The 12,382-nt window shown below is 46.5% G+C and carries 8 protein-coding genes; 5 read left to right on the forward strand and 3 right to left on the reverse strand.

What is annotated here, in order from left to right; genetic code table 11:
- Window positions 1–11: 11 nt before the first annotated feature.
- Both IQ263_RS13655 and IQ263_RS13660 read left to right on the forward strand, forming a co-directional pair.
- A complete protein-coding gene (locus IQ263_RS13655) occupies window positions 12–1,652 on the forward strand; it encodes a glycosyltransferase family 39 protein (RefSeq protein WP_194067901.1) in 1,641 nt (546 codons plus the stop codon).
- A 150-nt stretch (window positions 1,653–1,802) separates the two neighbouring features.
- A complete protein-coding gene (locus IQ263_RS13660; protein ID WP_194067902.1) occupies window positions 1,803–2,282 on the forward strand; it encodes a hypothetical protein in 480 nt (159 codons plus the stop codon).
- Between the two features lie 257 nt (window positions 2,283–2,539).
- Here IQ263_RS13660 and IQ263_RS13665 read toward each other — a convergent pair whose 3' ends face one another.
- Window positions 2,540–4,585, reverse strand: a complete 2,046-nt coding sequence (locus IQ263_RS13665; RefSeq protein ID WP_194067903.1) for a S8 family serine peptidase — start codon at window positions 4,583–4,585, stop codon at window positions 2,540–2,542.
- A gap of 103 nt (window positions 4,586–4,688) precedes the next feature.
- Here IQ263_RS13665 and IQ263_RS13670 point away from each other — a divergent pair, with 103 nt between their 5' ends.
- On the forward strand, window positions 4,689–5,789 hold the full coding sequence (locus IQ263_RS13670) for a putative bifunctional lysylphosphatidylglycerol flippase/synthetase (RefSeq protein WP_194067904.1): 1,101 nt from the start codon (window positions 4,689–4,691) through the stop codon (window positions 5,787–5,789).
- A 286-nt stretch (window positions 5,790–6,075) separates the two neighbouring features.
- Entirely contained in the window at window positions 6,076–6,792 is a 717-nt protein-coding gene (locus IQ263_RS13675; protein WP_194067905.1) for a Uma2 family endonuclease, read from the forward strand.
- Between the two features lie 39 nt (window positions 6,793–6,831).
- Here the strand turns inward: IQ263_RS13675 and IQ263_RS13680 are convergent, their stop codons facing one another.
- Window positions 6,832–7,566: a Uma2 family endonuclease gene (locus IQ263_RS13680; protein WP_194067906.1), complete on the reverse strand. Its 735-nt coding sequence runs from the start codon at window positions 7,564–7,566 to the stop codon at window positions 6,832–6,834.
- A gap of 161 nt (window positions 7,567–7,727) precedes the next feature.
- Between IQ263_RS13680 and IQ263_RS13685 the strand changes: the two genes are divergently transcribed.
- A complete protein-coding gene (locus IQ263_RS13685; protein ID WP_194067907.1) occupies window positions 7,728–9,188 on the forward strand; it encodes a 16S rRNA (cytosine(967)-C(5))-methyltransferase in 1,461 nt (486 codons plus the stop codon).
- 363 nt (window positions 9,189–9,551) lie between these two features.
- Here IQ263_RS13685 and priA read toward each other — a convergent pair whose 3' ends face one another.
- Window positions 9,552–12,137: a primosomal protein N' gene (gene priA, locus IQ263_RS13690; protein WP_194067908.1), complete on the reverse strand. Its 2,586-nt coding sequence runs from the start codon at window positions 12,135–12,137 to the stop codon at window positions 9,552–9,554.
- Window positions 12,138–12,382: the final 245 nt, after the last annotated feature.

The raw sequence follows: 12,382 nt of genomic DNA on the forward strand, positions 1-12,382 counted from the left end.
ATATTGAAAAAATGCGTTTTAATTTACCTAGAAAATGGTTGGGTTTTCTGATAATCGCCGTATTAGCGATCGGCATTTTCTTTCGATTTGTCAATCTCGATGGAAAATTTTATTGGATAGACGAAACCTATACTTCTTTAAGAGTTTCCGGCTACACGGAAGCGGAAATGCTCAAAGAAATTTCCTACAATAAAATAAACTCGCCCTCGGATTTACAAAAATACCAGCAGGTAAATTCCGAAAAAACCTTAAGCGATAGCCTGAATTCCTTAGCAACCGAAGACCCGCAACACCCGCCGCTGTATTATGTACTAGCGCGATTTTGGGCGCAATGGTTCGGCACTTCAGTTACAGCAATGAGAAGTTTGGCCGCGGTGATTAGCTTGCTAGTATTTCCCGCCATTTATTGGCTGGCTTGGGAGTTATTTGAATCCTCTGCTGTGGCTTGGATGGCGATCGCAATTTTCGCGATTTCTCCCTACCACATCTTATTTGCCCAAGAAGCCAGACAGTACAGTTTGTGGACATTAACTACTATTTTATCGAGTGCGGCCTTGCTGCGAGCAATGCGCCCCGAAGCAAATCAAAATCCAATTTGGCTGGTTTCTCACTGGGCGCTTTACGCAGTCACAGCAGCAATGGGATTTTACACCCACTTGTTATTTGTCTGCGTCGCCGCCGCCCATGCAATCTACGTCGCCTTGATTGCCAACTGGCGCGATATTAAAACATTTATTGCCTATTATGTAGCAGCTTTAATTGCTTTAATCGGCTTCATGCCTACCCTCGTAAATACTGTAGAAAATTTAAATCAAATTAGAAGCACAACAGTATGGGCAGAACAGACAAATCTCTTAAGATTAGTTAGCAGGTGGGCGGGCTCCCTCAGCATAGCATTTTTTGATATTGGCATTGATGGAAGTGCCAGCGCCACACAACTAGCCTTGATAATTCCCGCTGGTATCGCGATTCTAGCTTTAGTCGGCTATGCGATTTATTTTCTGTGCCGGCAAACACCAAAGCGGGTGTGGTTGATGGTATTGTTATTAATTGCCACAACCGCAATATTTTTAGCTTTGCCCGATATACTTAAAGGCGGCAGGCGATCGGCAAATCCGCGATATTTAGTTCCTTGTTATGTGGGAATTCAGCTAGCATTTGCTTACCTGCTGTCTGCAAAAATTAGCAACAAATTTGATAACTTAAAACAGCAAAGATTGTGGAAAATAGTTATGGTTTCACTGTTTTGTGCAGGCATCATATCCGGTGGAGTTAGTTCTGGGGCCGATAGTTGGTGGAACAAAGGCAGCGGCTGGCTGCGCGCGGAATTGGAAGTAGCGGCGATTGTCAATTCTGCCAGCAATCCCTTAATAATCAGCGATGCGAATATCGCATACATTATGGCTTTGAGTTATCGCTTGCAACCACAAGTCAAACTGCTAATAGAACCGCGCTGTTATACTTCTTGCTACAAAAATCAAGAATTGGCACGAAAAAAACCTGAACCCCCGACAATTCCCGGCGGTTTCAGCGAGTTGTTTTTATACAGACCGTCCTCAAATTTGCGATCGGCAATTGGCCAACAAAACTATCAAATAAATCCGGCGGTTAGTAATGTCGATCTCAATCTCTGGAAAATTACCAAGAAATAATCTAAAAGTAGGGACACGGCAGTGCCGTGTCCCTACAGGTACAAATGAAAATCATTGAGGATTGCTATATGTCGCAAGTAGAGTAGAATATGGCTGCTTTTCGCGGTAAGCTAGAAATTAAGCATCTAAAAATAACATAAAAAATCTACAATGACAGTAACTGAAACCTCCAATATTCGCAAACTGCTGTGCGATCCAGAGTTAGGACTGATCCCTCATCTAGAAAAGTGCCTGAAAGACTTGCACTCGTCGGCGATCGCCAGCGGAGAGAAATTTAAGGTAGAACCTTATGATATCGAACTGCAAAGCTGCCACACCCAGAAGCATCCCAACGACCAAAGACCGATCGTCACTCAGTCAGTGTTAATCAAAATTCCCTTGACAGGGAAAGCTGAAGACAAGATGCACTTATTTCTGATTGCAAGTGACTTGCAGAACCAAATCGACATCAAAATTATCGACTGGAGTGCCTTAGAACGCCGCCAATACGACATTCACGGCATCCCCTTAAAGCAGCCGATTACCAAAATTGAGGGCGAGATGAAATACGATTTAGTATTCGATCGACCAAATCACTGCTGCATCACTCTGTGCCGCAAATTTGACTTGATTTACGCCGCCAATTATTAAGGATCGGACTTGGTGGTGGACGCTGCAACTATACAAAATTAGGACTAAGGATCGAAAACTTAATAACTTAAAAACCTCCTACAGTCCTCTCTCGTGTAAGTTGCTTTCTTCAAAGGAGGCAGAGCCTCGCCTATCTGCATTACCAGGCAGAGCCTGGTAACGAGCAGTCGCTTAAGTTATTAAATTTTCATTTCTAAAGTCCTTCTTTAGATTGCGATGAGGAAAAACTAAAGTCCTGACTACAAACCGGATCGAATTTAAACCGATCGATTGGCAGTTTCCGCCAGAATCTGCTTAATTTGAGCAGGAGTCAGACTCGGATTTGCCTGCAACATCAAAGCTATCACCCCAGCTACGTGCGGCACTCCCATTGAAGTACCCGCAAAATATCGATAGGGAATCCCCGGTTCAGAAAGCGGTACAGTTGAATAAACGTCACCAGAATCTGCCCTGCCGCCATCACCACCCGGAGCAACAAAGTAATTAATTAGTTCCGATCCCGCCCGGTTAGAAAAATCGGCAAATAAGCCGTTGCGGCTAACACCACCGACAGCAATTCCTACCTCGTTGGCAAACCGAGCCGGATAATCTACCTCCGGGCGATCATCATTTCCCGCTGCTGAAACTACGAGTATGCCGCGAGCTTCGGCGGCTTGAATTGCAGTCAATTCTCGATCGTTCAACTGTTGGCCACCCAAACTCACATTAATCACTTTCGCTCCATTTGCTACCGCATAATAAATCGCCTCAATTTCATCGTTAATTGTCCCCACTCCGGCGCTATCGAGTATTTTTAAAGGCATAATTTTCGCAGTCGGAGCCGTTCCAGTAATTCCCACTCCATCTTTTTTCGCAGCAACTAAACCGGAGATATGAGTGCCGTGACTGTTATCATCCATCGGGTCATTATCGCCGTTGACAAAATCCCATCCCCGGAAATCGTCCACAAAGCCATTGCCATCATCATCAACGCCGTTGCTAGCTTTATTGCGACCACCCGCATCAACGCCGCTTTCCCCCGGATTGCTCCAAACATTCCCGGTCAAATCCGGGTGATTGTAGTCAATTCCGCTGTCGATAACTGCTACTACAATGCCGTCTCCAGTCAAGCCTTGCGCCCAAACTTCTGGAGCTTTGATTAAATCTCGACCCCACTCGTCGCCGCCCAAGTCGGGAACGTCAGGAAAAGTTGGAACACCCGCAGCCTTAGCAACTGCTGCCGCCGCATTCACCAAACCGAAGCCGAAACGACTGTCAAAACCAGGCACGTTGCTTGGATTGTTATCAGAAATAGTTGGAGGGGTTGCAGACAGATTTAGGGTAAAGTTTGTATTGCCTTGGTATTGAGAAACTCGGATAAAGTAAGTTCCTGCTGCCAAATTTTTGAGGTCGATTGACTCCGGCGATAAACCAGGTTCTTGAGAAGCAGCAATAATATCGGTAAAGTCAATAGAATTGTCACCATTAATATCTTTAATCAGCGCAACGCCAACATCGCCGGTGAAATTGTTGACTGTTAATTTAAAGTCGCTAGTTGCGGGCAAAGTAAAGCGGTAAATGTCGTCTGGTTGAGTGCTGCTAACTGAGTCGGTGATGGTTTGAGTGCTGTCCAAAACGCCTAAATCGCGGGCTTGGCTGAGTTGGTTTCCTAATAGGGTGCTTGCAGAGATGAATTTATCGGCGAGGTCTTGTGGAGATGCGTTGGCTACCAAGCCTAAAATAGCATTGGATTGGCGAATTTTAATTAATGTATTGGAAATGCCGGGGCCGATCGCGATTTCTTCGAGAATCAAGTCAGCTTCGGTAAGATTGTCAGTCAGCCCGATCGCATCCACAAAACTGTTAAAGTCTGTAATGATGTCAGCGGCTGCGGGATCGGAGACTGCCGTGTCGCTGCGGAGGACAAAGGTATCGGAGCCCAAACCCCCTGTCAGGGTATCTTTGCCCCCATCGCCTACTAAAACGTCGTTATCGCGACCGCCGTAGAGGGCATCATCTCCCCTACCTCCCTGCAGGGTATCGCTGCCAGAATTCCCAAATAAGAAGTCATTGCCGGTACCGCCGTTGAGCAAGTCATTCCCGATACCGCCGAAGAGTGTATCGGAATTGCTGCCGCCGAGGAGTCTGTCGTTACCGCTGTTACCGTTGAGGCGATCGGCATCCGAGGAACCGACAATCAAATCGTTACCTCCGAGGGCAAAAAGTCCGTTAGGATAAGGAGTCAAAAAGCCCGGAGTTAATGCGAAACTGTTGGGACTATCATCTAGAAGATAGGAAAGACCGTCAGAACTCGGGCTGGCCATAGAAATTTACTCCTTAAGTACGATCGATCTAAATTTTAGATATAAAACATGAAATTGTGGTTAAGAAATCTACAATCCCAAATTCACTAATCAGGATCGGAAAATGGGAAAACAACACTTGCATCGAGTTCAGAATTTTTTCAAGCTGGCGAAATCGCGTTTAAAGCCTTATGTTCGCTATGTAATTCTGGGCGGGACGTTTTTATTTATTGCGAAAGCTTTTTTCACTCACTGGCGAGAAGTTGCGAACATCCAAATTCGAGCCGAAAGTTTTCCCTTGCTGGCGATCGCCCTCGGCATTACTTTAGTGTCTCTGATTTTTGTCGGCTGGGTGTGGATGTTAATTTTGCGGGAATTCAATCAAGTTGTAAGTGTCCGGTGGGCGATTCAAATTTTTCTCAAAACTAATATTGCTAAGTATTTGCCGGGGAATATTTGGCATTTTTGGGGTCGAATTTCGGAGGCAAAAAAGGCTGGTATTTCGCAGAAAGTTTCTATTCTCAGCGTGTTGTTGGAACCGCTGCTGATGGCTTCGGCGGGGGGGCTGATTGGTTTGATTTGTTTTGACAAATTCAACGGTTTTTTGCGGATTTTCGGTTGTGCTGCGATTTTAACGGCGATTCAGCCCCGAATTTTAAATCCGATCGTCCTATTTGTGGAGCGGTGGAAGTTATCTAAGAAGAACGGGGAAAATTCTGAGATTGGGGAGGAAATTGGGGAGGAGATTGGGGAGGAGATTGGGGAGGAGATTGGGGAGGTTGCGGGCGATCGACCAACTTGGCGTTTTGGGTCTAGCTCCAATCTAGCTAAAAATACATCTGGTGTCAAGTCTTCCCGGAAAATTAATTTACCAATTAAACGTTATCCTTTAGTGCCGTTAATCGGACAAATGTGTTTTATCGGATTGCGGGGCTGCGGTTTTTTGCTAACGGTAATGGCTTTAAATCCGGTGAATTTGATTGATATTCCGAACTTGTTCGGTGCTTTTTGTTTTGCGTTTGTTGTGGGTTTAGTTGTACCGGGTGCGCCCGGAGGGATGGGAGTATTTGAAGCAACGGCGATCGCCCTGCTGTCCGATCGCTTTTCTGTGGCTATAATCTTGAGTGCGGTGGCGTTGTATCGGATAGTGAGCATTTTGGCGGATGTTGCGGGTGCTGCTGTGGCAAAGATCGATCGGCAGCGGGGACAGGTTAAAAGAAGGTAAATTTAACTATTTCGGCATCAGTTACCCGCTGAAAATATCGGAGAATATGTAGATTGCAGGTAATAGGAATAGTGCGATAGAGTAGGGAACCGATTAGAACCGTTGGTGTCAACTTAACCCTAAAAATCGCCAGAGGTTTAAACCCCTAGCAGACTTATGCACTCCGACAAAGAAACCGGGTTTTTACCTAATCTGTGAGTTATAATGAACTATTTTCCGAAAAACCCGGTTTCTCGGCCTTTAGCGTAAAATAGAAATTGATGATACTAGCAAAGGACTCATCCCCATGACGGCAACAATTCCCACAAAAACCTCAGCCGAAATCATCTACCCAGACAGCGACGGCAAACCCATGTCTGACAACACTAAACAGTTTGAACTAATTGTCACCATTCAAGGCGGAATAGATGCCCTATACAAAGAAGACGAAAATATTTTTGTAGCAGGTGACTTGCTGTGGTATCCAGTCGAAGGAGATAACAAAACTCGCCAAGCACCTGATACGATGGTAGTGTTTGGCAGACCGAAAGGTTACAGAGGTTCCTACCAACAGTGGCTGGAAGACAATATCGCCCCGCAAGTTGTCTTTGAAATCCTATCACCGGGAAACCGAATGGGATCGCTGTTTAAGCTGTTTAATTTCTATCAGAATTATGGAGTAGAAGAATATTATGTCTACAATCCAGAGGATAATGAATTAATGGGTTGGCTGCGAAGTGATGGAAAACTCAACTATATTGAATTAATTGATGGTTGGGTGAGTCCGCGTTTGCAGATCCGTTTTCAAACTGCATCGGGAGATTTAGAAATTTATCGGCCTGATGGAAAAAAGTTTTTGTCTTATGTGGAGTTGTCCAGACAACAGGAATCAGCACAACGACAAATGGAACTGACACAGCAACAAATGGAACAAGAACGACAGGAGAAAGAATTAGTACAGCAAAAAGCCGATCGCCTTTCCGACAAATTGCGAGAAATGGGCATCAATCCCGACGAAATTTGAACAAACAAGACGGCGGTTGAAACCACGTCTATACTGATTTCAATCGCCCTTTCCCGACTCTCCCGACAAAATCCCAACAAAATCCGCGTGTTCCGGCGAATTAATCCCCTCCTGCAAAACCGCCATCACCTGCGCCAAATCTCCCGACAACAAAGCCGGTACAGCCAACCACAAACCCGGAAAAACTCTACTGCAAATAACACCATTATCATCCGGTTGGATAGAAATATAGTTGCCTTTTTCCAACCTAAACCAATGCAAACGTTGTTTGTTAATCTGCCAAACCATATACTCCTGCACCCCATTTCGCCGATAAGCATTTTTCTTATCGTGCAAATCCTTAGATGCTGTACTTGCAGCTATTTCTACAATCAATTCTGGCGCACCTTGCACGTAATCATTATCAGTAATTCGCGAATTTCCTCCATTCTCAATTCGCAGCAAAGCGTCGGGCTGCGGTTCATTTTCTAAATCTAAAAATACAGTAGTTTCAATCCCTAAATCTACCCCTGGTGTTGCCACTTGGTAATTCAACAACAATCCGGTAATCGCAGCATGGGGTTTACCGTGGCTTCTGTGACGTACTGGGGATGGCATATACACAATTCCTTCAATTAATTCGGCTTTCTTGACCTGCGGCATGGCGAGATAGCGATCGTGAAATTCAGGTCGTGAAAGCCGATCGCCATTTTCCAGCGGCAGAATACTCGCATCGTCATCAGCAGGAGTTGGTTGCTCAATATTTCTTGTACTTTTTACAGATATTTGAGTCATCAGAAATCACCTTTTACTACAGGTATAGAAACTCGAAATAGTCAAATAAATAAGCAGTTATTTACATTATACACTTAACATCAACCTCGTTTTATCTTGTGAAAACAACGCTTTCAATCCTCAGACAACCTATAATAACTTGACATATCAACCAACCAGCCATGCAAAATCCGCGCCAAATAGCCTTTCTCGCACTCCGCGAAGTCCACCGCCGAGGTGCGTTTGCAGATGCCGCCCTCGATCGCACTTTAGGCAATTCTCAACTCAACGACCTCGATCGGCGTTTAGTCACAGAATTAGTTTACGGTAGCGTCAGGAGAATGCGGTCGATCGACTTTATCATCGACAAACTAGCAACAAAAAAATCCTCCCAACAACCGCCAGACATCCGCACCATCCTACATTTAGGCTTATATCAACTGCAATATCTCAACCACATCCCCCCCTCCGCCGCCGTCAACACCACCGTTCAACTAGCAAAAGAAAACGGATTTTCAGGACTCAGCAGTTTTGTCAACGGTTTGCTGCGACAATACATCCGTTTAACCCCCCCAAGCGGGGCCCGCACGCACCATCCATTACCCCTAGAAGAAGGGGCTAAGAGTGCTCCGAATTCCCCTCAGCAACCAGAGACTGAAACCACATCAAATCCCCCCCCTTACCAAGAAGGGGCTAGGGGGAGTTTGAATTTCCTAACATTACCGGAAAATCAAATCGAACGCCTAGGAATTCTGCACAGCTTCCCCGACTGGATTGTCAAATTGTGGATCGAACAAATAGGCGAAAACGAAACCGAACAACTCTGTGAATGGTTCAACAAATCCCCCAAAATTGACCTAAGAATAAATCCCTTAAAAAGCTCGATCGCCCAAATCGAAACCGCCTTCACAGCCTGCAACATCTCAACTAGCAGAATCCCCAACTTACCCCAAGCATTAAGACTAAATAGCAGCACCGGCGCAATTAAAAACCTCCCCGGATATAGAGAAGGTTGGTGGACAATCCAAGACAGCAGCGCTCAATTAGTCACCCATTTACTCGATCCACAGCCTGGAGAAATCATCATCGATGCCTGCGCGGCCCCAGGAGGGAAAACCACCCACAGCGCCGAATTAATGCAGGATACAGGCACTATTTACGCCTGCGACAAAACCGCCAGCAGACTCAAAAAACTTAAAGAAAATGCAGACAGACTCCAGATGAAATCTATCAAAATTCATACCGGAGACAGCCGCCAATTCCCAGAATTTATCAACCTAGCAGACAGAGTGTTATTAGACGCACCTTGTTCCGGCCTCGGAACCCTCCACCGCCGCGCCGACGCCCGCTGGCGGCACACACCTGAAAACATTCAACAACAATCCCAACTGCAATCAGAATTATTAGCAAATGCAGCGAAATTTGTCAAGTCCGGCGGCGTATTAGTTTATGCAACTTGCACGATTCATCCCTTAGAAAACGAACAAGTTGTGCGATCGTTCTTAGACAACAATCCTCACTGGCAAATCGAACCGCCAACCATTGATTTACCTGTACAACCATCACCCGAAGGATGGGTGAAAGTTTGGCCGCACAAATATCAAATGGACGGCTTCTTTATGGTTAAACTCAAGCAAAATTAACTTGCAAGACGATTGAAATCTGCAATTGCATCGGCGTTAATCAGTGTTAATCTGCGGTTCACCATTCACAATTTAGATGGTTGCAATAAATCCAATGTACATTTAAATTGTTGGTTGGGCCGGACGGTTTTTTTCAATTGTTGGTGAGAATGAAGGATTGTTGGTGAACCCTGCCCGGAAGGATTGTGAGATCGTGTATTTTTGATGAAGGGGCGATCGCACTGGTATTGCAAAGAAGACCGGGCGGTTGAAACCGCATCTATACAGACAAAACCCGGATGGTGCGCGGGTTGAATACCCGGCCGTTTAAATTACGTTGTTTTCTTCAGGTTTCAACCGCCGTCTTATCTTTTTCACCACCAATCAACCAAAATTCAACGGATCGACATCAATAGTTAGACTAACAGAACGCGGCGTGCGTGAAGCGAAGCTATCCCGAAGGGAATCGCGCAACCCGATCAAATCCGACAAATCCACAGACTCATCCACAGGTAACTTCAGCAAAATCTGCCACCGATAGCGATTCGCCACCCGCATAATCGCCGCCGGTGCAGGCCCCAACATCTCGCAGCCAGTCACCGAAAGTCGATCGATATACTGTTGACAAACAGACGCCAACTGTACCGCAGTCACCGCAACTTCCGCCGCATCAACACTACTCAACCGCAACAAAACCAACCGCCCCGAAGGTGGATAATTCAACAGCGCCCTTTCTGCTAATTCCGTCTCCACAAAACCCGCATATTCATGCCGCCTCACCGCTTGAATTACCCGATGTTCGGGAGTGTAAGTTTGGATAATTACCCGCCCCGGATCGTCACCTCTCCCCGCACGGCCCGCCACTTGAGTTAATGTTTGAAAAGCCCGTTCGCTGGCCCGATAATCCGATAAATTCAGCAACCCATCAGCAGACACAACTCCTACCAACGTGACTCCTGCTAAATCTAACCCTTTCGTCAGCATTTGCGTCCCCAACAAAATATCAGCTTCCCCCTTCGCAAATTGAGTTAACAATCTGCGGTGGTCGCCCTTATTTCTAGTAGTATCGCTATCAAACCGAATCGCCCGCAATTCGGGAAACAATCTGGTTAATTCCTGTTCCACTCGCTGGGTGCCACTGCCGAAGTTTTTGAAGTAAGGAGAACTGCAATCTGGACAGTTTTGAGGGTGTCGTTCCGTGTGGTTGCAGTAGTGACAGCGCAATATTTCTGCGGTTCCTTCGCCGACGTGGTGATAGGAAAGCGAAACATCGCAATTCGGGCATTCCATCACGTAGCCGCAACTCCGACAAGAGACAAAGGTACTGTGTCCTCGGCGGTGAATAAATAGAATACCTTGCTGTTGTTTTGCTTGCAATTGTTCCAGGGCGTTTTGCAGGGAAGTGCTGAAAATTGAACGATTTCCTTGCCGCAATTCTTGCCGCATATCGACTACTTCCACGGGCGGCATCGGGCGGGAATAAATGCGAGTTGGTAATGATAAATAATGGATAGTTGGTAACGAGTGATAATCTCGGCGCGTCCCCACTAATGTCTCTAAGGCTGGCGTTGCAGAACCTAAAATTAAGGGACAATTTTCTAATTCCGCGCGCCATTTGGCAACAGTGCGGGCGTGGTAACAGGGCGCTGGTTGGTCTTGTTTGAAGCTGCTGTCGTGTTCTTCATCGAGGATAATTAAGCCGAGGTGAGGCAATGGTGCAAAAATGGCCGATCGCGTGCCGATGACAATTTGCGGGGTTCCAGCGAGCATCTGCCGCCATGTATCGTAACGTTCGCCGTCGGATAGGGCGCTGTGGTACACGCAAATTTGCTCGCCAAAACGGGCGCGGAATCTGTCTGTAAGTTGCGGTGTCAACCCGATTTCGGGGACGAGCACGAGGGCGGATTTGCCGCTGGCTAGGATTGGGGCGATCGCCTGCAAATACACTTCAGTCTTCCCGGAACCTGTAACGCCGTGCAGCAGCACTTGACGGAATCCCGAAAAACTGTTAATAAACGCTAAAGCTTCAGCTTGAAAATGAGTTAAATTTTTCGGCGCATCGGGTAATTGAGCAATTGCGCGATCGGCCCTGAGCACTTCCCTTTGATCGATCACAATACAGCCTTTTTCTGCCAATTTTTTGACAACGTAGGAACTCGTACTGCAAATTCTCAGCAAATCGTTCATCCACATTTCACCGCCGCCCAGCCGCAAAACTTCTAATACTTCTTGTTGTCGCTTGGTTAAATCTACAACAAAGGCGCTAGGAATTAATGTCACTGCCGGTTTGAATTGTGCTTTGGGAGGATTGGGCGGCTCTATATAACTTTCTACCCAACCCCGTTTCAACAAATCTCGCAATCCCCGATAGCTTCCCTTGACTTGTCCCTGAAGATATTTCCAAGTGTAATCGCCGTTTTTTTGAGCTTGCAGCAATTGCAATATTTGACTAGCAGCGGGATTTAGAAATGTTTCGGCATTGGGAGAAATAGCTTCTTTAATTAAGCGAATGCGGCGCACAGAACGGCTTAATAAACCGGGCGGTAGCGAAGCTCTAATTACTTGAATTAATGGCGTGCAATAATAAGTAGATACTCGTTCTAGTAGTTGCCAATAACTAGCCGGAAAAAATCCCGTAGTGACAATATCTTCGACATCTTTCACCCGCGCCGGATCTAAGTCGGTTGGCAGTTGAGAAACGAACCGAATGGCGATCGCCCCTACCTGTTGACTGCCAAAGGGTACGCTCAAAATATCCCCCGGCTGCACGTTCAATTGGGCTGGTAAGCGATAGGTAAATAGTTTGTTTTCCTCCCCCGGCAAGTCCCCCGCGCCCCTGAAAGGAGAGTCCACCAACACCTCGATCCACTCTGCTGGCGCGCTGGGGCGCTGGGGCGCTTGGTTGCTATCGTAGGATGCCCCCGGCTCTGCGGCTGCAGGGGTTGATAAACCAAAAGTGACAGTAGACATAGGGTTGCACATCAAACTAGGAGGAGCCGCAATCAAAGGGCGTTTTGATTATCCCTCAGTTTACCGCAGTCGATCGAGACTTAGACAGAACCTATATTTTACTCGTTTTACTCGTTACCAAGCTCTTCCTGGTAACGCAGATCCGCAGGCTCTGCCTCCCTAACTCTGTGTCGAGGCAGAGCAAGAGTGATATAGGTTCCCAAGCAGAGCCAGAGAACCAGTGAACTCCCCCTCTCCCCCTCTCC

It is taken from the genome of Tychonema sp. LEGE 06208, assembly GCF_015207505.1.
Taxonomy (GTDB): domain Bacteria; phylum Cyanobacteriota; class Cyanobacteriia; order Cyanobacteriales; family Microcoleaceae; genus Microcoleus.